This is a genomic window from Stutzerimonas sp. CXK-1, assembly GCF_057738225.1.
In genome coordinates this window covers 708749-734558 of the sequence record NZ_CM173217.1, presented here as the reverse complement: position 1 = coordinate 734558, position 25810 = coordinate 708749, and the positions used below count along the sequence as shown (strand labels likewise).

Genomic DNA, 25810 nt, shown 5'->3' with positions numbered 1-25810 from the left:
CGGCAGGCGGTCACTGCCCAGGTCGCGCATGTCGGCCTGGCGCTGCGGGCTACGATCGCCGCCGGCTCAGGGCTTGTGCGGGCGCGACAGGTATTCGTGCGACTGCATTTCCAGCAGGCGGCTCAGGGTGCGCTGGAACTCGAACTCCAGACGGCCACCGGCGTAGAGGTCCTTGAGCTCGACTTCGGCCGAGAGGATCAGCTTGACGTTGCGGTCGTAGAACTCGTCGACCAGGTTGATGAAGCGCCGCGCCATATCGTCCTTGGCGACGTTCATCTGCTCGATGTTGGAGACCAGCACCGCCTCGAAGATCTTGCCCAGCTCGATGTAGTCGTTCTGGCTGCGCGGCCCGTCGCACAGCGCGCGGAACTCGAACCAGGCGACATCGTTGGCGACCTTGCGCGCGCGGATCTCGCGATTCTCGATCATCAGCGCCTCGTCCTCGAGCACCTTGCAGTTCTCGGTGAGCAGGCTCTTGAAGCTCTTTTCCAGGCTCAGCTCGGCCTCGGCGTCGAGCGGGAAGTGGTAGAGCTCGGCCTGCTCCAGGGCACGCAGGCGGTAGTCGATGCCGCTGTCGACGTTGACCACCTCGGTGTGTTTTTTCAGCAGCTCGATTGCCGGCAGGAAGCGCGCCCGCTGCAGGCCGTCCTTGTAGAGGCCGTCGGGCACGATGTTGGAGGTCGCGACCAGGCTGACGCCGTTCTTGAACAGCTCCTCGAGCAGGGTAGCGAGGATCATCGCGTCAGTGATGTCAGAGACGAAGAACTCATCGAAACAGATCACCCGCGCCTCGTCGGCGAAACGCTTACCGATGATCGTCAGCGGATTCTTCTCGCCCTTGAGGGTCTTCATTTCCTCATGCACGCGCTTCATGAAGCGGTGGAAGTGCGTGCGCATCTTCTGCTTGAACGGCAGCGCGTCGTAGAAGGTGTCGACCAGATAGGTCTTGCCGCGCCCGACGCCACCCCAGAAGTACAGGCCCTTGACCGGCTCCTGGGATTTCTTGCCGAACAGCTTGCCGAACAGCCCGCCATTGTTGCGTTCGCTGGCGAGCAGGTCGTCGTAGAGCCGCTGCAGATGACGCACGGCATTTTCCTGCGCGGCATCGTGGAAGAAATCGGGACGTTTCAGGTCAGCCTGATAGCGCTCAAGAGGAGTCATGGCGGAGCCGGGGTTGGAAAACGGGGCCGACACTTTAGCCGCGCCCTCGGCGGATGGCAATTTACTCAGATCGTTCAAACCTTGGACCTCCCGGGGATCTGGACGAGGCGTTCGACCTCAGGGAATGCCGGCGGTGCGCCGACACGCGACGCAGGCAGCCGGTCCCGGTCAGGAGCCAGGCGCCTGCGCCAGGCTCAGCTCTGCGCGAGGGTGGCGATGGCTTCGCGCACTCGCAGCATCGCGGCGTCAAGCGCATCGGGGTCGGCGTAGCTCGGACTGTCGGCGACGCATTCCTCGTCCAGCCAGAGGGTGAACTGCGTACCCTCGTCTTCGCGCAGTTCCAGCGCATCGGGGCCACCGGCGATCAGTCGCTGAGTCAAGGCACCGATCGCCTGCGGGTTGCTCAGCGGGCGCGAGAGCAACAGCTCCTCGCCGTCGGCGCCGAAGAAGCGGAAACGGAAGCTGCCGTCGGCTTCGCGGAAACTGGCGAAGCGGGCCGTCTTGCTGGCCTTTTTCTTCGACGGGGCGGCCACCTGAGCCTGGCTGCGGAAGCTACGCAGCCCGACCGACTCTCGCAGCTCGCCGAGAAACGGCGTGGCGATGCGGCGCGCCTTGGCCGCGCCGGCCTGGAGAATGTCTTCGAGCTCGGCCGGCTTGGCGATCAGTTGCGCATAGCGCTCGCGGGCCTCGCCCAGCTCGGCGTCGAGCAGTTGGAACAGCCGCTGCTTGGCCTCACCCCAGGCCAGGCCGTCGAGCAGCTCGGCGCGGAACGCAGCCAGCTGCTCTCCGCTGGCGAAGGCCTGATAGAGCGTGTAGAGGTGAGAACTGTCCGGGTCCTTGGCCTCGCCTGGCAGCTTCGAGTCGGTGACGATACGCGCCACCGCGTCCTTGAGCTGCTTGGCCGAGCCGAACAGCGGGATGGTGTTGTCGTAACTCTTGGACATCTTGCGTCCGTCGAGCCCTGGCAAGGTGGCGACGCTTTCCTCGATCACCGCCTCAGGCAAGGTGAACAGCTCGCGCCCCTGGCCGAACAGGTGGTTGAAGCGCTGGGCGATGTCACGGGCCATTTCCACGTGCTGGATCTGGTCGCGCCCCACCGGCACCTTGTGCGCATTGAACATCAGGATGTCCGCCGCCATCAGCACGGGGTAGCTGTACAGGCCCATGGTCACGCCAGCATCCGGGTCTTCGCCGCTCTCGACGTTCTTGTCCACCGACGCCTTGTAGGCATGCGCGCGGTTGAGCAGGCCCTTGGCGGTGACGCAGGTCAGCAACCAGGTAAGCTCTGGAATCTCCGGAATGTCGGATTGCCGATAGAAGGTCACCCGCTCGGCGTCGAGCCCGCAGGCCAGCCAGGTCGCGGCAATTTCCAGGCGCGAGCGCTGGATCCGCAGCGGGTCGTCACACTTGATCAGCGCGTGGTAATCGGCCAGGAAATAGAACGAGTCCGCCGCCGCATCGCGACTGGCGACGATGGCCGGGCGGATGGCGCCGGCGTAGTTGCCCAGGTGCGGCGTGCCGGTGGTGGTGATGCCGGTGAGGATTCGGGTGTTCATCGCTTTTCGATCTCGATCGGGAAAGCCTGGGGCCGCGCGAGCACGCCCCTGGGCGAGGTCGGAAGTTACGCCTGCAGTCGCGGAGCGACCAGCTCCTTAAGCTCGACCAGCTTGCCGTGAAAAAAGTGGCCGCATTCTGCCACTTTCAACAGCTCGTGGGGGCGACTGAGCGCGGCCGAATAGGCGTAGACGGTTTGCGGGTCGATCACCTCGTCGTCTTCCGGTTGGATGATCGAGACCGCGCCGGCCGCTGGCAGGTTGGCACTGTCCAGACGCGACACCGCTGGCGCCACGAGAAACACCTTGCGCACCTCGACACCGCGCGCCTGCAGCCGGGCGAACAGGCTCGCCGCGACGAAGCCGCCGAAGGAAAAGCCGAGCAGCACCAGTGGCAACCCGGGCCGCTGCGCCAGCAACCAGTTCACCGCGGCCTCGGCGTCATCGACCTCGCCCTGCTGCATGTCGTGGCTGCCGGCGCTGCGGCCCACGCCGCGGTAGTTGAAGCGCAGCGTGCTGTAACCGGCGTCCCGCGCGGTGCGCTGCAGAGTCGAAACCACCTTGTTCAGCATGGTGCCGCCCTTGACCGGGTTGGGATGACAGATCAGTGCGAGCCCACTGGCGTCGGCTTCGTCCTGGTACAGGCCTTCGAGCACGCCGCAGGGGCCGTCGATGGAAATGGGGGTTTCGCGTTTCAACAAAGGTGAACTCCGTGACCTTGCGACGAGTCGACTCGTCTTGCTTAGCAGCTGCCCCGACCACCGCCTCGCGGTATACAGAGCAGGTACGAGACGTTAACGTAAGCACAGCCGTTTTTATAGAAGGAAGGACTCGTGGAACAGACCCTCGCGACCTGGTTGCTCCCGATCGCCGGCTTGATCGTCGGTATCGCCATTGGTTTTCTGGTGGCTCGCAACGCCGCGCCAAACCGCACCCAGCGTCAGGTCGACGACCTGCAGGAGCGCTTCGATACCTATCAGAGCGAAGTGGTCACGCACTTCAACACGACGGCCAGTCTGCTGCGCAAACTGACCAGCAGCTACCAGGACATTCAGGACCATCTTTCCGAAGGCGCCAATCGCCTGGCGCTCGACGAGCAGACCCGCCAGCGCCTGCTCGCGGCGTTGCACAGCGAAGAACACCATGGCAGCCGTGAGCGCCTGACCTCCCCCGCGTTCACCGAACCGCCGAAGGATTACGCGCCCAAGAGCGATGACACCCCCGGGACGCTGAACGAGAACTTCGGCCTCAAGAGCCGTCATTGATCCCGCCGGACGGGGTGCCTGCCCCGTCCCTCCCTTCTTTTATTGCTGCAAGCGCATCGACAGGTCGATCGCCTGCACATGCTTGGTCAAGCCGCCGATCGAGATGTAGTCGACACCGGTTTCAGCCACACGCCGCAAACCACCTTCGCTGATGCCACCGGAAGCTTCCAGCTTCGCCCTACCTCGGTTGATGGCGACGGCAGTGCGCATGTCTTCGAGCGTCAGCTCGTCGAGCATGACGATGTCGGCACCGGCGGTAAGCGCCTGTTCCAGCTCGTCCAGGTTTTCCACCTCGACTTCCACTGGCTTGCCGGGAGCGATCCGTCGTGCCGCCTCGACCGCCGATGTGATACCACCACATGCAGCGATGTGGTTTTCCTTGATCAGAAAGGCGTCGTACAGACCGATGCGGTGGTTATGGCAGCCGCCGCAGGTCACCGCGTACTTTTGCGCCAGACGCAACCCGGGCAAGGTCTTGCGCGTATCAAGGAGGCGAACGCCCGTGCCCTCCACCAGGTCGGCGTAGTGTTGGCACCGCGTTGCCACGCCCGACAGCAACTGCAGGAAATTCAGCGCCGAGCGCTCGCCGGTCAGCAATGAGCGCGCCGGCCCTTCCAGCGTGAACAGCACCTGATCCGCCATTACGCGATTGCCATCGCCTACCTGCCAATGCACGGCGACACGAGGGTCGAGCTGACGAAATACCGCATCGACCCAGGCGGTGCCGGCGATGACCGCCGCCTCACGCGTGATAACCGAAGCACGCGCCAGCCGCTCGGCGGGAATCAACTGAGCCGTGATATCGCCACTGCCGATATCTTCCGCCAGGGCTCGGCGTACGTTGGCATCGATCTCGGCGCTCAGTTGAGCAAGGGTAAGGTTAGGCATGACGGGGCTCCACTGGACATGGCGCGAAGTATAAGGACTGATCGCGCCCCATGCAGCGCCGTCTCTCTCGGCAAATTTTTACCGCCTGGCGGAAAACACCCGGCTGATTGTGAGGTCAATCATGTCCGACACATGCGCGGGCCTTGAGCTGTGAAGGCCGCGCTTATAATGCGACGAACGTTCAGAAGCTGGCGCCAGTTAAACGACGGAGTTGTGATTTGCCTCGTTGTAAATACTTGCCGCCGGAGTATGCTGCGCTGGAAATCCGGCATTGCGCCAAGATAGTGGCGCAATGCCAGCAGTCCATTCTGACGACCGACCCGATTCCCGCAGACACCGAAAGTGCATTGCGCCAAGACACCGGCGCCGCAGGAGAGTATCGATGCGAACTGATGCGAAAGTGGTGCACCTGAACAAAGCCGCCCCGGAGCACAGGCCATCTTCGCCCGCCACTCGCTTGCCAGTGGCGATCATCAGCGTGCGCGACAAGGCTGCACAACAATTGCGCCAGGCCTTGCAGGCTCTGTTCGACAGCGCTGACGACTCGCTTTTCGAAATCGCCGACCGCGCCACCAGCAATGCCGAGCAAAACGCCTTCTTCGAAGCCATGCGCGATCTGCGCATGAAACGGCGCAGCATCGAGCGCAGCTTCCTGCAACATCTGTTCGAGTCGTTCACCACGCTCAACCAGTATCAGATCGGCCAGCCTCCGCAACTGGAGAGCCTCTCCGTCGACAACCTCACGCTCGTCCAGAACGACGAGCTGGAGGAATCGGTCGCCATCGACACCATGGTCGCGAAGGTCATGGGGCGCGCCGCCACGCCGCTCAGCCACCTGACCACGCGCATGAACACCCTGGTCAGCCGCAAGCTTGACGACAAGAGCAACCCGCTCAGCCCCCATTCGGTATGCGAATGCTTCGTGGCTGCCTGCAGCGATCTGGGCGTGGAGATCAAGGTCAAGCTCATCATCTACAAGCTGTTTGAAAAGCATTTGCTCAGCGAACTCGACAACCTGTACGCCGAAGCCAATCTCACCCTGACCGCAGCCGGCATCCTGCCCGAACTGCAGTCTCAGCCGCCTCGCCGGGCGCCTCTGCAGCGCCCGGCGCCTGGCGCATCCTCGCCAGCGGCAGGCAGCGCCAGCAGCACCTCACCCATGCTTGACGATGGCCTGCAGGAAGCCGCCTTCTCCGCGATTCAGGACCTGCTCGCCGAGCTGCGCAACAGCACAGCGCTGCCCTCACGCAGCGCGCCCCAGGATGCGGTCCCGATCAGCACCGGCGATCTGCTGCGCCTACTGTCGCACATGCAGACGCGCGCGCCGGCAACGGTCGATGATTACGACATGCAACAGCAGCTTGGCCAGCTACTCGAGCGAGTCAGCGCCAAGAGCGGAAAATCCAGGGTCGTAGGCCAGGTCGATGAAGACGTCATCAACCTGGTCTCGATGCTGTTCGAGTTCATCCTCGACGACCGCAACCTGCCCGACTCGCTCAAGGCACTGATCGGCCGCCTGCAGATTCCGCTGCTAAAGGTTGCGGTCATCGACAAGACCTTTTTCAGCCGCGGCAGCCATCCCGCCCGACGCCTGCTCAACGAGATCGCTTCGGCAGCGATGGGCTGGGGCGATCAGGACGAAGCCCAGCGTGACAGCCTCTACCAGAAGATAGAACAGGTGGTGAGCCGCCTGCAGAACGACTTCACCGACGATCCGATCATTTTTGCGGAACTATTGGCCGACTTCCTCGCCTTTGTTGGCGACGAGCGGCGCCGGAGCGAGCTGCTGGAGCAACGCACGCGCGACGCCGAGGAAGGCCGAGCCAAAGCGGAGCTTGCGCGCCAGGAAGTCGAATTTGCACTCAATGAACGCCTGCTCGGCAAGACCCTGCCCGAGGTCGTCGTCAGGCTCCTGCAAGAGGCGTGGAGCAAGGTTCTGCTGCTGACCTGCCTGAAGCATGGGACGCAGTCCGAACAGTGGCAGGCCGCGCTGGACACCATGGACGAACTCATCTGGAGCGTCACGCCTCACGAGGACGCCGAATCACGTGCGCGCATGCTGCAAGTCGTGCCTGACCTGCTCAAGGCACTGCGCGAGGGGCTCACCAGCGCCGCCTTCGATCCGTTCTCTACCGGGCACTTCTTCACCGAACTCGAGGCGCTGCACCTGCGCACGCTGGAACAAACCGAGCAGCCGGCCGAAGCGCCACGCGACGTATCGGCCGAGTCGGCAGCAGAGCAGCCAGCCGAAAATCAACCTCCGGCAATGGTCGAGGTCGTCGAGGAAATCGTACTGCTTGCACCCGGCGAGAGCCGCGAGCCAGAGCCGCAAATCAGCCTGCCCGAGGACGATGATGCGCTGACCAAGGTCGACAACCTCAGGGTCGGAAGCTGGGTGGAGTTTCAGGAGGACGAAGAACACAAGCTGCGCTGCAAGCTGGCCGCGATTATCAAGCCGACCGGCAAGTTCATCTTCGTCAACCGCACCGGAATGAAGGTTCTGGAGAAGACCCGCACCGGCCTTGCCCTCGAGTTTCGCCGCGGTGCGATCCACCTGCTCAACGACACCCTGCTGTTCGACCGCGCGCTCGAATCGGTGATTGGCAACCTACGACGGCTCAAGGACGCCTGACCCCGGGCGGCACCTGCCCTGCAGGCCAGTGCGGCTATGCCGGCCGCACCCACGCCGCTAGAATGCCTGGACATTCGTTCGAGGTGCCCATGCCCAGCCGACTGAATCCCGAGGACCAAGAGCGCGTCGAGCAATACCTCCGCGCCCCCCAGCATCAGGTCGAGCGCAAGCCGTTCCGACCATTGCTGCTGCTCGTCCTGGTCGTGGCCGTGGTTGTCGGCCTTGGCCTTCTCAGTCGCCTGCTCGCCAGCCTCGCGCACTAATCAAGCCGCATCAGACGGCCACAGAATCCTTGCACAAGCCTATGAGCCCCATCCATGACACATCGCATCGTAATCGTCGGCGGCGGTGCCGGCGGCCTCGAGCTGGCTACCCGCCTGGGACGCACCCTGGGCAAGCGCGGCCAGGCACGCATCACCCTGGTTGACGCCAACCTCACGCACATCTGGAAGCCGCTGCTGCATGAAGTCGCCGCGGGCTCGCTCAACTCGTCGGCAGACGAGCTGAACTACGTCGCCCAGGCCAAATGGAACCACTTCGAGTTCCAGATGGGCCGGATGTGCGCGCTGGACCGCAGCCGCAAATGCATTCAGCTCGAGACCATCGCCGACGAGACCACGGCGGCCGCTCCCACTTCGCGCATGCTGTCCTACGACACCCTGGTGATCGCGGTCGGCAGCACGACCAACGATTTCGGCACGCCCGGCGCCGCCGAACACTGCATCTTTCTCGACACGCGCAAGCAGGCCGAACGCTTCCATCGCCAGTTGCTTGCTCATTACATGCGCGCCCAGGCCGATGACAGCTCACCTGCAAGCATCGACATGGCGATCGTCGGAGCCGGCGCCACAGGGGTCGAACTGGCGGCCGAACTGCTGCACGCAGCTCGCGAACTGGCCGCGTACGGACTGGATCGGATCAGCCCGGACAACGTCAACATCACGCTCATCGAGGCCGGCCCGCGCGTGCTCCCAGCGCTGCCCGAGCGAATCAGCCAGCCGGTTCATCAGACCTTGCTCAAGCTCGGCGTTCGGGTCATGACCAACGCCGCCGTGAGCGAGGTCGAACAGCACGGGCTGCGTACCCGTGACGGCGAGTTCGTGCCGTGCAGCCTCAAGGTGTGGGCGGCCGGAATTCAGGCGCCGGCTTTCCTGCGCGACCTGGACGGACTGGAAAGCAACCGCATCAATCAGCTGGTCGTCCGCCCAACGCTGCAGACGAGTCGTGACCCGGACATTTTTGCCTTTGGCGACTGCGCCGCCTGCCCGCAACGCGACAGCGAGCGCAACGTGCCGCCGCGCGCTCAGGCGGCACACCAGCAAGCCTCGCTACTGGCCAAGTCACTGAAACTGCACCTGAGCGGCCAGCCACTGCCGGAATACCACTACCGCGACTACGGCTCGCTGATCTCGCTGTCGCGCTTCTCGGCCGTTGGCAACCTCATGGGCAACCTGACCGGCAACGTGATGCTCGAAGGCTGGCTGGCGAGAATGTTCTACATCTCGCTTTACCGCATGCACCAGATCGCGCTGTATGGCGTTGCCCGCACGGCACTGATGATGCTGGGCGATCGGCTCAGTCGCAGCACCGAACCGCGGCTGAAGCTCCACTGAAAGCGCACCTGCGGCCAAGGCACCGATAACCTTGGCCGCCTCGCCAAAACGCAGGCATAAAAAAAGCTGGAAGGCCTTTCGGCACTTCCAGCTCTCTTCGCTTCCGAAGAAGCCGATATGGTGGGTCGTGTAGGATTCGAACCTACGACCAATTGGTTAAAAGCCAACTGCTCTACCGACTGAGCTAACGACCCATAAATGGTCGGGGTAGGGGGATTCGAACTCCCGACATCCTGCTCCCAAAGCAGGCGCGCTACCGGACTGCGCTATACCCCGATTGGAATTTGGCTCCGCGACCTGGACTCGAACCAGGGACCCAATGATTAACAGTCATTTGCTCTACCGACTGAGCTATCGCGGAACAACTCTATTCCAGCCCCTCAGCGCAACGTTCGCGCTTCAGAGGCGCGCCATTTTACGGTTCACGAATGGGCTGTCAACCCCAAACTTGCGATTCGCATCAGTAATTTACGACAGCCTGGGTTCCGGCTGCTCCCGCGCGCGGGGAGCGGCCGGAAATCGACTCAGGCGAAGACGATTTCGTCGCCCTCCACGCTCGCCTTGATAGTGGCGCCAGGTACGAAGCGACCCGCGAGAATCTGCTGCGCGAGCGGGTTCTCGATCCAGCGCTGAATGGCTCGCTTGAGTGGCCGCGCACCGTAGACCGGGTCGTAGCCGACGGCAATCAGCTTGTCCATCGCCTCCTGTGACAGCTCCAGGCTCAGTTCACGCTCGGCCAGGCGCTTGCGCAGGCGGCCCAGTTGAATCTCGGCGATACCGGCGATCTGATCCTTGCCGAGCGGATCGAACACCACAACCTCGTCGATTCGGTTGATGAACTCGGGCCGGAAATGCTGGCTCACTGCGTCCATCACCGCCGCGCGCTGTGCCTCGGGATCACCGACCAGCTCCTGGATCTGCGTCGAGCCCAGGTTGGAGGTCATCACGACCACTGTATTGCGGAAGTCCACGGTGCGCCCGTGGCTATCGGTCAGGCGCCCGTCCTCGAGGACCTGCAGCAGGATGTTGAAGACATCCGGATGGGCCTTTTCCACCTCGTCCATCAGCACGACCGAGTATGGCTTGCGGCGCACGGCCTCGGTCAGGTAGCCGCCCTCCTCGTAGCCGACGTAGCCCGGAGGCGCGCCGATCAGGCGAGCGACCGAGTGCTTCTCCATGAACTCCGACATGTCGATGCGGATCATCGCCTCCTCGGTATCGAAGAGGAACTCGGCCAACGCCTTGCACAGCTCGGTCTTGCCAACCCCGGTCGGCCCGAGGAAGAGGAATGATCCACTCGGCCGGTTCGGGTCAGCCAGGCCCGCGCGCGATCGGCGCACGGCGTTGGAAACCGCAACCACGGCCTCATGCTGCCCGATGACACGGGTGTGCAGCTGGTCTTCCATGCGAAGCAGCTTGTCGCGTTCGCCCTCGAGCATCTTCGAGACTGGAATGCCCGTCCACTTGGAGACGACTTCGGCGATCTCCTCGTCGGTCACCTTGTTGCGCAGCAGCTGGTTCTCGGTCTTGCCGTGCTGGTCGACCATCTGCAGGCTGCGCTCCAGGTCGGGAATGATGCCGTACTGCAGCTCGGCCATACGCGCCAGGTCACCCTTGCGCCGCGCGGCCTCAAGATCGGCCTTGGCCTGCTCGATCTTTTGCTGGATCTGTGCGGAGCCCTGCACCTCGGCCTTTTCCGACTTCCAGATTTCTTCGAGGTCCGAATACTCCTTCTCCAGCTTGGCGATGTCGTCCTCGAGCTTGGCCAGGCGCTTGCGGGTCGCCTCGTCGTCTTCCTTCTTCAGCGCTTCGCGCTCGATCTTCAGCTGAATCAGCCGCCGATCCAGGCGATCGAGCTCCTCGGGCTTGGAGTCGATTTCCATACGGATGCGACTGGCCGCCTCGTCGATCAAGTCGATGGCCTTGTCAGGCAGCTGCCGATCGGTGATGTAGCGGTGGCTGAGCTTGGCCGCGGCGATGATCGCGCCGTCGGTGATGCTGACCCCGTGGTGCACCTCGTAGCGCTCCTTGAGGCCACGCAGGATGGCAATGGTGTCTTCTTCGCTCGGCTCATCGACCAGCACCTTCTGGAAGCGCCGTTCGAGCGCAGCATCCTTCTCGATGTACTGGCGATACTCGTCGAGGGTGGTCGCGCCAACACAATGCAGCTCGCCACGCGCGAGCGCCGGTTTGAGCATGTTGCCGGCGTCCATCGCGCCCTCGGCCTTGCCGGCGCCGACCATGGTGTGCAACTCGTCGATGAACAGAATGATCCGCCCTTCCTGTTTGGCCAGCTCATTGAGCACGGCCTTCAGGCGTTCCTCGAATTCGCCGCGGAACTTGGCGCCGGCGATGAGGGCCCCCATGTCCAGCGCCAGCAAGCGCTTGTCCTTCAACCCGTCGGGGACCTCGCCGTTGACGATGCGTTGGGCCAGCCCCTCGACGATCGCGGTCTTGCCGACCCCCGGCTCGCCGATCAGCACCGGATTGTTTTTCGTACGCCGCTGCAGGACCTGGATGGTTCGGCGAATCTCGTCGTCGCGGCCGATCACCGGATCGAGCTTGCCGTCCTCGGCACGCTTGGTCATGTCGACGGTGTACTTGTCGAGCGCCTGACGCGATTCCTCGGCATTGGGGTCGTTTACCGCCTCTCCGCCACGCAGGTTGGAAATGGCATTCTCCAGCGCCTTTTTCGATACACCCTGGCCGAGCAGCAGCTTGCCGAGTCGGGTATTGGGATCCAACGCCGCCAGCAGGACCAGCTCGCTGGAGATGTACTGATCGCCCTTCTGCTGCGCCAGGCGATCGGCCTGATTGAGCAGCCGCGCCAGGTCCTGGGACATGTTCATGTCCCCGGTGGGGTTCTGCAGTTTCGCCAGACCGTCGAGTTCCTTGGTCAGCGCCTGACGGAGCGAATTGATGTCGAAGCCCACCTGCATCAGCAGCGGCTTGATCGAGCCGCCCTGCTGTTCGAGCAGCGCCTGCATCAGGTGAAGCGGCTCGATGGCCGAGTGGTCCAGGCCAACGGCAATGGACTGTGCGTCGGAGAGGGCAAGCTGCAGCTTGCTGGTCAGACGGTCTATACGCATGAAGATTTATCCTCGAGTGGAGCGGGCCGGCATTGACTCGCCGAAAACCATGACCCGCGAGATGCAGCATAGATGAGGATGATTGTTGGCGATTCAAGCCACGCGGGGTTGACCGAGATCAGGCAAACCGCGCTCGGCCCGCCGGGATGAGCCCCTCAGACAAGCCAGACGAGGCTGGCGAAACGCCCCGTACGCGCATTGCGCCGATAGGAATAGAAACGCGGATCGCTATAGGTGCAGAACCCACCGCCATGCACCGAACGGACCCCAGACGCCGCCAACCGCAAACGGGCGAGTGCATAGAGGTCGGCCATGAAGCGCCCGCCGTTGACGCTCGGCACGAAAGCGACTGCAGCATCGGCATGCCCCTCGAGAAATGCCTGGCGCACCTCGGGGCCAACCTCGAAAGCATGCGGCCCGATTGCCGGACCGAGCCAGACCAACACCTCTTCCGGCGGGACCTGCAGCGCCGCCAAGGTATTTTCCAGCACGCCACCGGCCAGCCCCCGCCAACCCGCATGCGCAGCGGCGACCCGCTCGCCGCTGCGGTCGCAGAACAGCACCGGCAGGCAGTCGGCGGTCAGTACCGCACAGGCGCGGCGCCGCACATCGGTCCAGCAAGCGTCAGCCACCCTGCCAGACACGGCGGCGTCGACCACATCGCAGGAATGCACCTGAGACAGCCAGGCGACGTCGCAGCCAAGGGCTTCACACAGGCGATGACGATTCTCGGCGACCGCCTGCGGCGCATCGCCAACGTGGTCACCGAGGTTGAAGGTCTCGAACGGCGGCAGGCTGACTCCCCCGCTGCGCGTGGTCACGCAGGCCCGCACGTTGGCGGGGGCCGGCCAATCCGGCACCAGCCAATCGCCCGGCCACGGAGTCATCCGACGAAGGCCTCACGGTCCTGCTGCAGCAGGGTCAGCAGCCAGACGAAATCATCTGGCAACGGCGACTCCCACTTCATCCGCTTGCCGGTGGCCGGATGCTCCAGCTCGAGAAAGCGTGCATGCAGGGCCTGCCGGGGAAACGCGCGCAGCTCCTGTACCAGGGTCGGGCTGGCCGCCGGAGGGATGCGGAAGCGGCCGGCATACAACGGGTCGCCCACCAGGGGGTGGCCGATATGGGCCATATGCACGCGAATCTGGTGCGTACGCCCGGTCTCCAGCTTGACCCGCACATGGGTGTGCGAGCGAAAACGCTCCAGCACCCGATAGTGACTGACTGCCGGCTTGCCGCCTTCGGCCACCGCCATGCGCTGGCGCTGCTGGCCATGACGGCCGATAGGCGCGTCGACGGTTCCACCACTGATCACTACGCCGATGACGATGGCTTCATAGATGCGGCTGACGCTGCGCGCCTGCAGCTGCTCGACCAGCCGTGTCTGCGCCTCCAGCGTCTTGGCCACCACCATCAATCCCGTGGTGTCCTTGTCCAGGCGATGGACGATGCCGGCGCGTGGCACGTTGATCAACCCGGGCACATGATGCAGCAGCGCGTTGAGCAACGTGCCGTCGGCATGCCCGGCCGCCGGGTGCACGACCAGCCCTGCCGGCTTGTCGATCACCAGGATGTGTTCGTCTTCGTAAACGATGTTCAACGGGATGGCCTGCGCCTCCCATTCACCCTGCGCCTGCTGCTCGGCGCTCAGTTCTAGCACCGCACCGGCATGCACGGTGTCACGCGGGCGCAGTACGGCGCCATCGACGGTAAGCACGCCGTCCTTGATCCAGGCGGCCAGGCGCGACCGCGAATGCTCGCTGAAGAGCTGTGCGGCAATCTGGTCAAGGCGTTGCCCGCCAAGGTCGAAAGGCACCTCGGCGCGAAGGTGGATAGCCTGCTTGCTGGTCGTGGACATAAGGGCACTGCGGCGGGGGCGCGGCCTTTGGTTTCGGCCACGCGCTTGTGTTTAAATACGGCGTCTTTGCCCCGGCAAACCGGGGCGCCCATCATAACAGGACGGCTCCGTGCGAGACAGCCAGCCGTCACAGGGACGCAAGCCGCCATGCAAGTGAAACACCTGCTGCTGATCGCCATTCTCGCCCTCACCGCCGCCTGCTCGTCCAACGAGACGGTCGACGAGAACCTGGGTGAAGTCGAGCTTTACCAGCAGGCGCAGGCCGACCTGGACAGCAAGGCTTACACCAGCGCCATCAGCAAGCTCAAGGCGCTCGAGTCGCGCTATCCCTTCGGCCGCTTCGCCGAGCAGGCGCAGCTGGAATTGATCTACGCCTACTATCGCAACATGGAGCCGGAAGCGGCCCGCTCGTCCGCCGAGCGCTTCATTCGCCTGCATCCGCAGCATCCGAACGTCGACTACGCCTATTACCTGAAGGGGCTGGCCTCGTTCGATCAGGATCGCGGTCTGCTGGCGCGCTTCCTGCCGCTGGACATGACCAAGCGGGATCCCGGCGCGGCGCGCGACTCGTTCAACGAGTTCGCCCAGCTCACCAGCCGTTACCCCAACAGCCGCTACGCGCCGGACGCCAAGGCGCGGATGATCTACCTGCGCAACCTGCTGGCGGCCAACGAGATTCACGTCGCTCATTACTACCTCAAGCGCCAGGCCTATGTGGCGGCTGCCAACCGTGGCCGCTACGTGGTCGAGAACTTCCAGGGCACCCCTTCGGTAGCCGACGGCCTGGCCGTGATGACCGAGGCTTATCAGCGCCTTGGCCTGGATGAACTGGCCGCCAGCAGTCTCGAAACGCTGCGCCTGAACTACCCTGAGCACGCTTCGCTGGAAGACGGTGAATTCACCCCACGCGAGACCGAAGAGGACTCGCGCAGCTGGCTGAGCCGCGCCACGCTCGGCCTGATCGAAGGCGACGTGCCGCCACCAGATACCTCGCGCGCCAACCGCGACGTCATCCGCCAGTACGAAGCCGCCGAGCGCGACCTGCCCGAGGAGCTGATTCCGGTACTGGACGAAGCGCGCGAAGCCGAAGCACCGAAGCGCTCCTGGTGGAGCCGGCTGACCTTCGGCCTGTTCGACTAACCCCCGGCGCCTCGCGGGCAGGCGCCTGATCCGCCGATTCGATCGCGGCTGACCGCGCAGCCACGCTCGAGGACGTTTCAATGGGCCTGCTTCGCTTGCTGTTCTGGATCGCCATCATCGCCGCCGCCGTCTGGCTGTGGCGCCGGGTCTTTCGCAAGCCGCCCGCCGGCAACGCGCAGACCGCCGAGGTAACGATGGTCCGCTGTGCGCATTGCGGCGTGCATGTACCGCAGAGCAAGGCCTTGCGGGCCGCCGATGCCTGGTACTGCAGCCAGGCGCATCTGGAGCGAGGCCGGCAACCCGGTGGACACTGACACCCTGGCCATCGCCGCTGGCCAGAGCCAGCGCATCCTGCGTCTCTACCACCTCTACCGCCTCGCCATCGGGCTGGCGCTGGTGCTGCTGATCAGCAGCGACCTGCACAACGACCTGCTGCAGATGAGCAACCCGCAGCTGTTCAGCTACGGCGCCTGGCTCTACCTGATCGTCAACATCGTTGTCGCGGTACTGCTGCAGAACCCCACACAGACGGTACAGGTCCTGGCGCTGGCCCTGGTCGACGTGATGCTACTGGCCGCCCTGTTCTATTTTGCTGGCGGCACGCCCAGCGGGATCGGCAACCTGCTGATCATCGCGGTAGCCATCTCGAACATCCTGGTACGCGGCAAGGTCGGCTTTCTGATCGCCGCGGTCGCGGCTACCGGCCTGATCTACCTGACCTTTTACCTGAGCCTCAGCCACCCGGCCGCCAACAGCCAGTTCGTCCAGGCGGGCGCACTGGGCACGCTGTGCTTCGCCGCCGCTTTTCTGGTCCAGGGCCTGACGCGTCGCCTGCAAGCCAGTGAAGACCTGGCCCGTCAGCGCGCGGCGGACGTCGCGAACCTCGAGGCGCTGAACACGCTCATCCTGCAACGCATGCGCACCGGCATTCTCGTGCTCGACCCGCAGCAGCGCGTACTGCTGGCCAATCAGGGTGCACTGCAGATGCTCGAACAGGACAGCCTCACCGGCACGAAGCTGGCCGAGCATTGCCCGGATCTGATCGCGCGCCTGGGCCAATGGCAGAACAACCCGACCTTGCGCGCCCAGGGACTGCAGATTTCCAGCGGCGGGCCGATGCTGCAGCCAAGCTTTGCCTCGCTGCAGCATGGCGAGCGATGCAACACGCTGGTGTTTCTCGAAGACATCTCGCAGATCGCCCAGCAGGCCCAGCAGCTCAAGCTGGCTTCGCTCGGCCGGCTGACCGCCAGCATCGCCCATGAGATCCGCAACCCGCTTGGTGCGATCAGCCATGCCGCCCAGCTGCTGCAGGAATCCGAGCAGCTCGACGGCCCGGATCGACGGCTGGCACAGATCATCCAGGATCATTCGAGACGCATGAATCTGGTGATCGAAAACGTCCTGCAGCTGTCGCGCCGACGGCAGGCGGAACCGCAGCTGCTGGACCTGAAGTACTGGCTGCATCGCTTCGTCAGCGAGTTCCGCAGCGGCCTTTCGCCGCGCCAGTGCCTGCATCTGGAAACCATCGGCAGCTCACTGCAGACCCGCATGGACCCCAATCAGCTGACGCAGGTGCTGACCAACCTGGTGCAGAACGGCCTGCGCTATAGCGGGCAGGTGCACGACACAGCCCAGGTATGGCTGCGCCTGTACCGCGACGAGTCCAGCGACCTGCCGATGGCCGAAGTGCTCGACGATGGTCCCGGCGTTGCACCGGAACAGCTGAGCAACATCTTCGAGCCCTTCTATACCACCGAGAGCAAAGGCACCGGGCTGGGCTTGTACATTTCGCGGGAGCTGTGCGAGAGCAACCAGGCGCGCCTGGACTATCAGCCCCGTCCGGAAGGTGGCAGCTGCTTCCGCATTGTCTTCGCCCATCCGCGCAAGCTGGGCTGAGACGAAGCTGCGGCCCGTCACACAACCGCCAAAGCAGGCGCCGGGCGCAGCCGCCAGCGGTTAACATGAGCTCCGCAACCCGCTTCACACACCGTGCAGACCGAACATGAGCGCCCGCCAGAAAGCCCTGATCATCGATGACGAACCCGATATCCGCGAACTGCTGGAGATCACCCTCGGGCGCATGAAGCTCGACACGCGCAGCGCCCGCAGCGTCAAGGAGGCGCGCGAGTGCCTCAGCCGCGAGCATTACGACCTGTGCCTGACCGATATGCGCCTGCCCGACGGCTCCGGCCTGGAGCTGGTACAGCACATACAGCAGCAGTACCCGCATCTGCCAGTCGCGATGATCACCGCCTACGGCAGCCTCGATACGGCAATCAGCGCACTGAAAGCGGGCGCTTTCGACTTCGTCACCAAACCGGTGGATCTCAACCGCCTGCGCGAGCTCGTCAGCACGGCACTGCGCCTGCGCCCAAGCACCCCGGAAGTACCCAGCGACAGCCGCCTGCTGGGCAACTCGCCGCCGATGAAGACGCTGCGCAAGCAGATTGGCAAGCTCGCCCGCAGTCAGGCTCCGGTGTATATCAGCGGCGAGTCCGGCAGCGGCAAGGAGCTGGTTGCGCGCCTGATCCACGAGCAGGGCGCACGCGCAGAGCGGCCTTTCGTCCCGGTCAACTGCGGTGCGATCCCGTCGGAGCTGATGGAGAGCGAGTTCTTCGGACACAAGAAGGGCAGCTTCAGCGGCGCCATCGAGGACAAGCCGGGGCTGTTCCAGGCCGCCAATGGCGGCACGCTGTTCCTCGACGAGGTCGCCGACCTGCCTTTACCCATGCAGGTCAAGCTGCTGCGCGCGATCCAGGAAAAAGCCGTGCGCGTGGTTGGCGGCGCTCAGGAGGTCATGGTCGATGTGCGCATCCTCTGCGCAACGCACAAGGATCTCGCCAGCGAAGTGGCGGCCGGGCGTTTCCGCCAGGACCTCTATTACCGCCTGAACGTCATCGAACTGCGCGTGCCGCCGCTGCGCGAGCGTCGCGAAGACATCGGTTTGCTGGCCGACGTGATGCTCAAGCGCCTGGCGGCCGAGTGCGGCGAGCCGCCGGCACGGCTGACAGCCGATGCGCTGGCCAAGCTGGAGAGTTATCGCTTCCCCGGCAACGTCCGTGAACTGGAAAACATGCTCGAGCGCGCCTACACGCTTTGCGAAGACGACCAGATCAAGGCCGGCGACCTGCGCCTGGCCGAGGCCGTGCCGGCAGCCGACGGCCAGGAGAACAATCTGGCGCAGATCGACAACCTGGAAGACCATCTGGAAGAGATCGAACGCAAGCTGATCATGCAGGCGCTGGAGGAGACGCGCTGGAACCGCACCGCCGCCGCACAGCGCCTGGGGCTGACTTTCCGCTCGATGCGCTACCGGCTGAAAAAGCTCGGCCTAGATTGAGCAGAGCGCGGCGGGCCCGTTGGAGGCGAGCCCGCCGCCTGGCCTCAGCCCTGCGACAGCAGCGTGCGCAGGTCGATGATCGCCGCGTTGGCGCGGGAAATGTAGTTGGCCATCACCAGCGAATGGTTGGCGAGGATGCCGTAACCACTGCCATTGAGCACCATCGGGCTCCAGAGCGGTTCCTGCGCGGCCTCAAGCTCACGAATGATCTGCCGTACGCTGACCGTCGCATTCTTCTTGGCCAGCACGTCGGCGAAATCCACTTCGATCGCCCGCAGCAGATGCGACAGCGCCCAGGCCTGGCCGCGCGCCTCGTAGAACACGTTATCGATCTGCAGCCACGGCGTTTCGACCACTTCCTCCTTCACCTGCGGTACCACCCCGGCGCGCTCCTGTTCCGGCGCGACGTTGGTATCCAGCCGCACCCGCCCGACACTCGCCGACAGGCGCTGGGACAGGGAACCGAGCCGGGTTGCCACATCGCCCAGCCAGTTGTTCAGGTTGTCGGCGCGGGTATAGAACAACGCCTTCGGCTCGGCTGCGCTCAGGCGAGCGAGATAGCGGTCCAGCGAACGGATGCCGTTACGGTACTCGCCTTCGGAGGCCGGCAATGCCCAGCTGCGATTGTCGAAATGGAAGAACGGCTCGCCCTTGGAAAGATCGGGGTCCTCGGTCGACTGCGATTGCGACCGGGTGAAATCCTTGCGTAACGCGCGAGTCAGGTCGCGGACCTGCACCAGCACGCCGTATTCCCACGCCGGCATGTTGTCGAGCCAGACACCAGGCGGCGCGATGTCATTGCTCAGGTAACCGCCAGGCTTGTCGAGCAGCGTACCGGCGACCTGCTTGAGCGTTTCGACGGTCGTGTAGCCGTTGACCAGCTGGCGCCCGGAATCCTGCGCCGCCTCGCGGGCGTGTTGCTGCACCGGGAACAGCGCCGGTTCGCGACTCCAGTACCAGCCAACCAGAATGGCCGCGACCAGATAGATCGCCAACAAGGCTCCAAGGATCTGCCAGATCGGCTTGCCGGACCCGGTACGCGCCGAGCTGCCATTCGAGCGGCCTAGACGTGCGAAACGATTCTTCAGGTCGAGCATGGGCGACGTGTCCTTCTCTCGGTAAGCGGATGACCCGCGCCGACAGAGCGGCAGCGGCGGCCACCACTATAACGCAGCTTTCCGATCGACTCGGTGCGAAATTGTGAACCAGGCCGCCTCGGACTGGCATGGCCCGCACAGGTTAGTGATAGCATGCAGCCACCATTGCGCGTATCACCCGGAGCCGCAGGGATGTCGGATCAGGAAGGCCTCAAACAGCATTTCGCCCAGCGTGTGATTCACCAGGCGCGGGAAGTACTGGAGCTCTGGCAGCAGCTGCAGCGCAGCGAGTGGAGCGATCGCTACCACTCGACACTGACCGATGCCACGCTGCGTCTGCGGCGCTTCGCCGAGCGCTTCGAGCAAACCGAGCACAGTGAGCTGGCGATCGGTATCGAGGATTGTCTGAGCGACATCCGCGACAACCGCGGGCGCCTGTCCAGCGAAAGCATTTCGACGCTCAGCCAACTGATCTACCGGCTCGCACGCACCGGCCTGCGGCACAGCGACCCGCACAACCAGATGTTCCTGCCGCCGCTGAGCAAACCGATCTACATCGCCCTGCAGGACGTCCAACGCGCCCAGCACCTGGTTCGTCAGCTGGATTTCTTCAGCATGACCGCACGCGCCTTCGCCAACGACGACGAGTTCCGCGCGGCCATGAACGAACGCCACCCGGCGGCCATCGTCATGGAGGTGGACTTCAACGGTGCAGGTGAGGGGCTACGCTTGGCCGAGCGTATCCAGCAGGGGCTGGACGACAAGCTGCCGATTCTCTTCTTCAGCCATCAGGAAACCGATACGCCGACTCGCCTGGCCGCGGTGCGCGCCGGAGGTCTGGAGTTCTTCACCGGCACGCTGGACGCCTCGAGTCTCATCGAAAAGATCGAGATATTCACGCGGACCGCGCACTACGAACCCATCCGCGTGCTGATCATCGACGACTCACGGGCCCAGGCAACGCATACCGAACGCGTGCTGAACAATGCCGGCATCGTGACCCAGACGCTTACCGAGCCGATTCAGGCGATTACCGCGTTGGCCGAGTTCCAGCCTGACCTGATCATCCTCGATATGTACATGCCAGACTGCCTGGGCACGGAGCTGGCGAAGGTGATCCGTCAGCACGAGCGATACGTCAGCGTACCGATCATTTACCTGTCGGCCGAGGACGACCTGGACAAGCAGCTCGACGCCATGGGCGAAGGCGGCGACGACTTCCTGACCAAGCCGATCAAGCCAAGCCATCTGATTGCCACGGTGCGCACCCGCGCGGCGCGCGCCCGCAGCCTCAAGGCGCGAATCGTGCGCGACAGCCTTACCGGCCTTTACAACCACACCCATAGCCTGCAACTGCTGGATGATGCCCGCTTCCGTGCGCGGCGTGACAACCGCCCACTGGCCTTCGCCATGCTGGACATCGACCACTTCAAACGGGTCAACGACACCTATGGTCACCCCATGGGCGACCGGGTGATCAAGAGCCTCGCGCTGTTCCTCAAGCAACGCCTGCGCAAGACCGACCACATCGGCCGCTACGGCGGCGAAGAGTTCGCCGTGGTGATGCCCGACACCAGCGCCGAAGCCGCCATGGGCGTGCTGGACGAAATTCGCCGGCGTTTCGGTGAGATCCGCTACCCGGCACAACCGACCGACCTCAGTTGCACGTTCAGCTGCGGCATCACCGAGTTGGCGTCCGATGCGGACGTCAAAACGCTCACCCAGCAGGCCGACGCCGCCCTCTATCGAGCCAAGCGCGAGGGACGCAACCGTGTGGAGCGGTTCTGAGGCCACCGCCCGCTCCCGGCACCCATCAGCGAACTGCCGCACAGCCTGAAGCGCTGTCATCAGCCTGACATCAAAACGCCATAACCTGCCGCCTCCTAAGCAGTCGTCGCGCGAGGCCGGGATGCGTCTGAAGTCGCTCACCACCATCAATACCCTACTGCTGATCGGCGTCTGTCTGGCGCTCGGCGCAACGCTCTGGTGGTCGGAACGCGCCCTCGAGCGGCCCTATCTGCTGATGGCCCGCTACCTGACGCTTTCGCAGCAGTTCGAACACCAGAGCGCAAACAACATTCGCGCTTACCTGGCCGGCGGCGATGCGTTGCGCCACAGCGAGGCCGCGACTTCACTGGCGGCTCTCGACGCCGAGCTGCGCGAGTTGCCCGAGGCGTTCGCCCAGGCCCTGAGGCCCAGCCTCGCCTCGCTCGGCGAGTTCGTCGCGGGCGATCTGCTGGCCGCCGGCAAGCTCGCTGGCGACCCGCAGGGTTTGCTGCTGCAAGCCGAGCGCGAGATCGCCGCGACGCTCGACCAGCTCGCGGCCTATGCGCAAAGCAGCACCGATCCTGCAGCGGCGGCCTATCGCAGTCCCCTGTTCGAGGCCAGCCAGCAGCTGCTGCGCCTGAGTCACGCACGCGGCAAGCTGATCGCCAGCGGCCGCGAGCAACTCGTCGACGAGGTCCTGCAGGCGCGCGAGGCGCTGCAGCGCACCGCCGAGCGCATTCAGCAGCTACCGCTGCTCGGCGTCCTTGAAACACAACACTCGGCCGCAAACGACTTCGCCGCGTTGCTCGACCTGCAGACAGAGCAGACGCAGCAGGAGGCGACCGACAAGGGTGAAGCGCTGCGTCGGGAACTGGACAGCCTGCTCGCGCGCTATCCGCGCGAACTGGATCGCACCCGTGAACTGATCGCCAAGCGCAGCGCACTGACCAGCACCACCGAACAGCGCCTGGCGGCGGTGCAGCAGGCGCTGGCCGAGCTAGAGCCAGCCGTACGCGCCGAACACGGGCGTATTCAGCGCGAGGTGCGCCTGGTTCAGGGCGGCATCATCGCCCTGATCCTGCTCATCGCCCTGGGCATCGACCGCCTGCAGCGCCAGCTCACACGGACCCTGGGCGCGCTGGTGCCCTCACTGTCGGCGTGGGCGCAGGGCGATTTCACCGACGAAGTGCAGATCCATTCACGCCTGGCCGAGCTGGGAGAAATGGAGACCTCGCTCAACCGCCTGCGCAGCTATCTGCTCGAGCTGGTACGCACCCTGCGCCAGCAGGCCGAGGATGTGGCCGGCAGCAGCCGTAGCCTGGACAGCATGAACGACGAGCTGCAGCGCAGCGCCCGCCGACAGGCCGACAACACCGCACAGATCCGCGACTCGCTGGGCGAGCTGGAGGCGACCATTCAGCAGGTCGCCGGCGGCGCGGGCGAAGCAGCCAGCGCCGGGCGCAACGCCGCCCAGGCAGTCGGCGAGGGACAGCAAGTCATCGCCGAAAGCCTGGGCGGGCTGCATGCTCTGGTCGGCGAAGTGCAGGACAATGCCCAGGCCATCGAGCGCCTGAGCGAAGAGACATCAGCCATCGGCAAGGTGCTGACCGTGATCCGCTCGATTGCCGAACAGACCAACCTGCTCGCGCTCAACGCCGCAATCGAAGCGGCGCGCGCCGGCTCGCATGGGCGTGGCTTCGCCGTGGTCGCCGATGAAGTGCGCTCACTGGCGCAGCGCACCACAGGTGCCACCGAGGAAATCCAGCAGCTCATCGCGCACCTGCAGGGTGCCGTTGAACAGTCGCTGCAGGCCATGCGCGAGCAGGTCGAGCATGCCGAACGCACCGCTCAGCTGGCGCAGACCGCCGATGGCGCCCTGGAAGGCATCGTGCGCACCATCGCCGATATCGGTCGCATGGCCGAGCAGATCGCCGACGCCACCGCGCAGCAGAGTGCTGCGGTCAGCGAAATCCGCCGCCATAGCGAGCATATCCACGAGCTCGGCGACACCAATCTGGCGCACATCTCCCAGGGTCGCGAACGCAGCGCGCAGATGCTACGCCTGGGCAATCAACTGCAGGATGCGACGCGTGCCTTTCGCTTCTGAGCCCCAGGCTCAGCGCGGCGCAACCGGACGCTGAGGCTTGCCCTTGCCGCCCTTGCCCGGCTTGCTGTCCTTGCGTCGCTGCTCGGCGGCGGCCTTGGCCTGCTCGCGCTTGTCCCAGGGATTGCCGTCCTGGCTGCGCGGCGGCAGCCCGGTGTGCTGGGTAAGCAGCGGACGCCCTGCCGACGCACCGCCCGCCTTCTTGCTGCCGACGGGCGTGGAGTTCTTGCGCCGAGCGCTGTGGTAGCCATCGCTCGCCGGCTGGTGAGCCGGAATCAGCTGATGCTTGGCCGGGCCGATCAGGTCGGCACGCCCCATGCGAATAAGGGCCTCGCGCAGCAGTGGCCAACCCTTGGGATCGTGATAACGCAGGAAGGCTTTGTGCAGGCGGCGCTGTTCTTCGCTCTTGACGATGGTGACGCCTTCACTCTTGTAGGTCACCTTGCGCAGCGGGTTCTTGCCGCTGTGGTACATCGCCGTGGCAGTAGCCATCGGCGACGGATAAAAGGCCTGCACCTGGTCGGCGCGAAAGCCGTTGGCTTTCAGCCACAGCGCCAGGTTGAGCATGTCCTCATCGGTGGTGCCGGGGTGCGCCGCGATGAAGTACGGGATCAGGTACTGCTCCTTGCCCGCCTCCTTCGAGAACTTCTCGAACATCCGCTTGAAGCGATCATAGGAGCCGATGCCCGGCTTCATCATCTTGTCCAGCGGGCCACGCTCGGTATGCTCCGGCGCGATCTTCAGGTAGCCGCCGACATGGTGGGTGACCAGCTCCTTGACATACTCCGGCGACTCGACCGCCAGGTCGTAGCGCAGCCCCGAGGCGATAAGAATCTTCTTCACTCCCGGCAGCGCCCGGGCCTTGCGGTACAGCTCGATCAGCGAACTGTGGTCGGTGTTGAGGTTCTCGCAGATCCCGGGGTAGACGCAGGACGGCTTGCGGCAGTGCTTCTCGATATCGTGGCTCTTGCACGCCAGGCGGTACATGTTCGCAGTCGGCCCGCCAAGGTCGGAAACGACGCCGGTGAAACCCGGGACACCCTTCATCTGTTCGATTTCGTGAAGGATCGACTCGTGCGAACGGTTCTGGATGATGCGGCCCTCGTGCTCGGTGATCGAGCAGAAGGTGCAGCCGCCAAAGCAGCCGCGCATGATGTTCACCGAGAAACGGATCATCTCGTAGGCCGGAATCTTCGCGCCCTCATAGGCCGGGTGCGGCACGCGCGCATAGGGCGCGGCGAACACGTAGTCCATTTCCTCGGTCGAGAGCGGGATGGGCGGGGGATTCAGCCACAGTTCGCGTTCGTCGTGCCGCTGCACCAGCGCGCGGGCGTTGCCGGGGTTGGTTTCCAGGTGCAGCACGCGGTTGGCATGCGCGTAGAGCACCGGATCATTGCGCACCTTCTCGAACGAAGGCAGACGAATCACCGTCCGCTCGCGTTCCAGGCGCGGGTGCGGCAGCAACTCCACGGGCCGCGCCTCGGCGGGGTCGTCGGCCGGCGGCTGACCGTTCTCCAGCGCGCAGGCTTCCAGGTCGCGGGTGTTGACGTAAGGGTTGACGATCTTGTCGATCTTGCCCGGCCGGTCGATGCGGGTCGAGTCGATCTCGAACCAACCCTCGGGGGCGTCTTTGCGGACAAAGGCCGTACCCCGCACATCGGTGATCGCCTCGATCGCCTCGCCAGCGGCCAGACGGTGGGCGACCTCGACGATCGCTCGCTCGGCGTTGCCATAGAGCAGCAGGTCGGCGGTGGCGTCCATCAGGATCGAACGGCGTACCTTGTCGGACCAGTAGTCGTAATGTGCAATGCGCCGCAGCGAGGCCTCGATACCACCAAGCACCACCGGCACATGGCTGTAGGCCTCCTTGCAGCGCTGGCTATAGACCAGGCTGGCACGATCCGGCCGCTTGCCGGCCAGGCCGCCGGCGGTGTAGGCGTCGTCGGAGCGAACCTTGCGGTCGGCGGTGTAGCGGTTGATCATCGAATCCATGTTGCCGGCCGCCACGCCGAAGAACAGGTTCGGCTCGCCAAGCGCCATGAAGTCGTCCTTCGAGCGCCAGTCGGGCTGGCTGATGATGCCCACGCGAAAGCCCTGGGTTTCCAGCAGGCGGCCGATGATTGCCATGCCGAACGACGGATGGTCGACGTAGGCATCTCCGGTCACGATGATGATGTCGCAACAGTCCCAGCCGAGCAGATCCATCTCCGCTCTGCTCATCGGCAGGAACGGCGCCGGGCCGAAGCATTCGGCCCAGTACTTGGGATAGTCGTAGAGCGGCTTGACGGCGTGCATGGCGAAGA

At 64.5% G+C, this 25810-nt stretch carries 19 protein-coding genes and 3 tRNA genes; 10 read left to right on the top strand and 12 right to left on the bottom strand.

The genetic code is table 11. The features are described from left to right. Positions 1-66: 66 nt before the first annotated feature. The 3 genes from zapE to AC0KXH_RS03475 form a co-directional block, all read right to left on the bottom strand. Positions 67-1161 carry a cell division protein ZapE gene (gene zapE, locus AC0KXH_RS03485; protein ID WP_043218541.1) on the bottom strand — a complete coding sequence of 365 codons (1095 nt, stop codon included), beginning with the start codon at positions 1159-1161 and terminating at the stop codon, positions 67-69. A 194-nt stretch (positions 1162-1355) separates the two neighbouring features. Further along, positions 1356-2717, bottom strand: coding sequence for a tryptophan--tRNA ligase (locus tag AC0KXH_RS03480; protein WP_041107863.1), 1362 nt, complete (start codon positions 2715-2717; stop codon positions 1356-1358). A gap of 65 nt (positions 2718-2782) precedes the next feature. After that, positions 2783-3463: an alpha/beta hydrolase gene (locus AC0KXH_RS03475; RefSeq protein ID WP_234292987.1), complete on the bottom strand. Its 681-nt coding sequence runs from the start codon at positions 3461-3463 to the stop codon at positions 2783-2785. A gap of 84 nt (positions 3464-3547) precedes the next feature. Between AC0KXH_RS03475 and AC0KXH_RS03470 the strand changes: the two genes are divergently transcribed. Further along, the gene (locus AC0KXH_RS03470) at positions 3548-3979 is read left to right on the top strand and encodes a Z-ring associated ZapG family protein (protein ID WP_313303686.1); all 432 of its coding nucleotides are present in this window, start codon (positions 3548-3550) and stop codon (positions 3977-3979) included. A gap of 39 nt (positions 3980-4018) precedes the next feature. On the opposite strand, the gene nadC is transcribed toward AC0KXH_RS03470, so the two are convergent. Beyond that, a complete protein-coding gene (gene nadC, locus AC0KXH_RS03465) occupies positions 4019-4867 on the bottom strand; it encodes a carboxylating nicotinate-nucleotide diphosphorylase (RefSeq protein WP_488224162.1) in 849 nt (282 codons plus the stop codon). Between the two features lie 382 nt (positions 4868-5249). Here nadC and AC0KXH_RS03460 point away from each other — a divergent pair, with 382 nt between their 5' ends. The 3 genes from AC0KXH_RS03460 (at position 5250) to AC0KXH_RS03450 (ending at position 9112) form a co-directional block, all read left to right on the top strand. Next, positions 5250-7499 carry a DUF1631 domain-containing protein gene (locus tag AC0KXH_RS03460; RefSeq protein WP_428744491.1) on the top strand — a complete coding sequence of 750 codons (2250 nt, stop codon included), beginning with the start codon at positions 5250-5252 and terminating at the stop codon, positions 7497-7499. A gap of 89 nt (positions 7500-7588) precedes the next feature. Beyond that, the gene (locus AC0KXH_RS03455) at positions 7589-7762 is read left to right on the top strand and encodes a DUF3094 family protein (RefSeq protein ID WP_041107873.1); all 174 of its coding nucleotides are present in this window, start codon (positions 7589-7591) and stop codon (positions 7760-7762) included. A 54-nt stretch (positions 7763-7816) separates the two neighbouring features. Continuing rightward, the gene (locus AC0KXH_RS03450) at positions 7817-9112 is read left to right on the top strand and encodes an NAD(P)/FAD-dependent oxidoreductase (RefSeq protein ID WP_041107875.1); all 1296 of its coding nucleotides are present in this window, start codon (positions 7817-7819) and stop codon (positions 9110-9112) included. A 118-nt stretch (positions 9113-9230) separates the two neighbouring features. On the opposite strand, the gene AC0KXH_RS03445 is transcribed toward AC0KXH_RS03450, so the two are convergent. The 6 genes from AC0KXH_RS03445 to rluD form a co-directional block, all read right to left on the bottom strand. Beyond that, positions 9231-9306: transfer RNA gene (locus tag AC0KXH_RS03445), tRNA-Lys, on the bottom strand. Between the two features lie 5 nt (positions 9307-9311). Then, a tRNA-Pro gene (locus tag AC0KXH_RS03440) sits at positions 9312-9388 on the bottom strand. Between the two features lie 9 nt (positions 9389-9397). Next, positions 9398-9473 (bottom strand) — tRNA-Asn (locus tag AC0KXH_RS03435). 163 nt (positions 9474-9636) lie between these two features. After that, complete coding sequence (clpB, locus tag AC0KXH_RS03430) at positions 9637-12201, bottom strand: ATP-dependent chaperone ClpB (protein WP_041107877.1); 2565 nt, start codon at positions 12199-12201, stop codon at positions 9637-9639. A 155-nt stretch (positions 12202-12356) separates the two neighbouring features. Continuing rightward, entirely contained in the window at positions 12357-13088 is a 732-nt protein-coding gene (pgeF, locus tag AC0KXH_RS03425) for a peptidoglycan editing factor PgeF (RefSeq protein ID WP_488224161.1), read from the bottom strand. After that, positions 13085-14059, bottom strand: coding sequence for a 23S rRNA pseudouridine(1911/1915/1917) synthase RluD (gene rluD / locus AC0KXH_RS03420; protein ID WP_043218532.1), 975 nt, complete (start codon positions 14057-14059; stop codon positions 13085-13087). The genes pgeF and rluD overlap by 4 nt, the downstream gene beginning before the upstream one ends. 147 nt (positions 14060-14206) lie before the next feature. On the opposite strand from rluD, the gene AC0KXH_RS03415 reads away from it, so the two are divergent. The 4 genes from AC0KXH_RS03415 (at position 14207) to AC0KXH_RS03400 (ending at position 18539) form a co-directional block, all read left to right on the top strand. Further along, positions 14207-15199, top strand: a complete 993-nt coding sequence (locus tag AC0KXH_RS03415; RefSeq protein WP_041107883.1) for an outer membrane protein assembly factor BamD — start codon at positions 14207-14209, stop codon at positions 15197-15199. A gap of 80 nt (positions 15200-15279) precedes the next feature. Beyond that, positions 15280-15513 carry a PP0621 family protein gene (locus tag AC0KXH_RS03410; protein ID WP_061340058.1) on the top strand — a complete coding sequence of 78 codons (234 nt, stop codon included), beginning with the start codon at positions 15280-15282 and terminating at the stop codon, positions 15511-15513. After that, complete coding sequence (locus AC0KXH_RS03405) at positions 15503-17095, top strand: sensor histidine kinase (RefSeq protein ID WP_061336966.1); 1593 nt, start codon at positions 15503-15505, stop codon at positions 17093-17095. Before AC0KXH_RS03410 ends, AC0KXH_RS03405 begins: the two co-directional genes overlap by 11 nt. Positions 17096-17201: 106 nt before the next feature. Continuing rightward, positions 17202-18539, top strand: a complete 1338-nt coding sequence (locus AC0KXH_RS03400) for a sigma-54-dependent transcriptional regulator (protein WP_041107887.1) — start codon at positions 17202-17204, stop codon at positions 18537-18539. A 44-nt stretch (positions 18540-18583) separates the two neighbouring features. Here the strand turns inward: AC0KXH_RS03400 and AC0KXH_RS03395 are convergent, their stop codons facing one another. Further along, a complete protein-coding gene (locus AC0KXH_RS03395; protein WP_041107889.1) occupies positions 18584-19636 on the bottom strand; it encodes a DUF2333 family protein in 1053 nt (350 codons plus the stop codon). A gap of 192 nt (positions 19637-19828) precedes the next feature. Here AC0KXH_RS03395 and AC0KXH_RS03390 point away from each other — a divergent pair, with 192 nt between their 5' ends. Then, complete coding sequence (locus AC0KXH_RS03390) at positions 19829-21424, top strand: diguanylate cyclase (protein WP_200627791.1); 1596 nt, start codon at positions 19829-19831, stop codon at positions 21422-21424. Positions 21425-21545: 121 nt separating this feature from the next. Then, positions 21546-23510, top strand: a complete 1965-nt coding sequence (locus AC0KXH_RS03385) for a methyl-accepting chemotaxis protein (RefSeq protein WP_488224160.1) — start codon at positions 21546-21548, stop codon at positions 23508-23510. A gap of 9 nt (positions 23511-23519) precedes the next feature. Here AC0KXH_RS03385 and AC0KXH_RS03380 read toward each other — a convergent pair whose 3' ends face one another. Next, on the bottom strand, positions 23520-25802 hold the full coding sequence (locus AC0KXH_RS03380) for a YgiQ family radical SAM protein (RefSeq protein ID WP_488224159.1): 2283 nt from the start codon (positions 25800-25802) through the stop codon (positions 23520-23522). Between the last annotated feature and the right edge of the window lie 8 nt (positions 25803-25810).

Excerpts from the sequence above, each read along its gene's own strand:
- zapE (WP_043218541.1), bottom strand. The coding sequence starts at position 1,161 with ATGACTCCTCTTGAGCGCTATCAGGCTGACCTGAAACGTCCCGATTTC.
- AC0KXH_RS03480 (WP_041107863.1), bottom strand. The coding sequence starts at position 2,717 with ATGAACACCCGAATCCTCACCGGCATCACCACCACCGGCACGCCGCAC.
- nadC (WP_488224162.1), bottom strand. The coding sequence starts at position 4,867 with ATGCCTAACCTTACCCTTGCTCAACTGAGCGCCGAGATCGATGCCAAC.
- AC0KXH_RS03460 (WP_428744491.1), top strand. The coding sequence starts at position 5,250 with ATGCGAACTGATGCGAAAGTGGTGCACCTGAACAAAGCCGCCCCGGAG.
- AC0KXH_RS03455 (WP_041107873.1), top strand. The coding sequence starts at position 7,589 with ATGCCCAGCCGACTGAATCCCGAGGACCAAGAGCGCGTCGAGCAATAC.
- AC0KXH_RS03450 (WP_041107875.1), top strand. The coding sequence starts at position 7,817 with ATGACACATCGCATCGTAATCGTCGGCGGCGGTGCCGGCGGCCTCGAG.
- clpB (WP_041107877.1), bottom strand. The coding sequence starts at position 12,201 with ATGCGTATAGACCGTCTGACCAGCAAGCTGCAGCTTGCCCTCTCCGAC.
- pgeF (WP_488224161.1), bottom strand. The coding sequence starts at position 13,088 with ATGACTCCGTGGCCGGGCGATTGGCTGGTGCCGGATTGGCCGGCCCCC.
- rluD (WP_043218532.1), bottom strand. The coding sequence starts at position 14,059 with ATGTCCACGACCAGCAAGCAGGCTATCCACCTTCGCGCCGAGGTGCCT.
- AC0KXH_RS03415 (WP_041107883.1), top strand. The coding sequence starts at position 14,207 with ATGCAAGTGAAACACCTGCTGCTGATCGCCATTCTCGCCCTCACCGCC.
- AC0KXH_RS03410 (WP_061340058.1), top strand. The coding sequence starts at position 15,280 with ATGGGCCTGCTTCGCTTGCTGTTCTGGATCGCCATCATCGCCGCCGCC.
- AC0KXH_RS03400 (WP_041107887.1), top strand. The coding sequence starts at position 17,202 with ATGAGCGCCCGCCAGAAAGCCCTGATCATCGATGACGAACCCGATATC.
- AC0KXH_RS03395 (WP_041107889.1), bottom strand. The coding sequence starts at position 19,636 with ATGCTCGACCTGAAGAATCGTTTCGCACGTCTAGGCCGCTCGAATGGC.
- AC0KXH_RS03390 (WP_200627791.1), top strand. The coding sequence starts at position 19,829 with ATGTCGGATCAGGAAGGCCTCAAACAGCATTTCGCCCAGCGTGTGATT.
- AC0KXH_RS03385 (WP_488224160.1), top strand. The coding sequence starts at position 21,546 with ATGCGTCTGAAGTCGCTCACCACCATCAATACCCTACTGCTGATCGGC.
- AC0KXH_RS03380 (WP_488224159.1), bottom strand. The coding sequence starts at position 25,802 with ATGCACGCCGTCAAGCCGCTCTACGACTATCCCAAGTACTGGGCCGAA.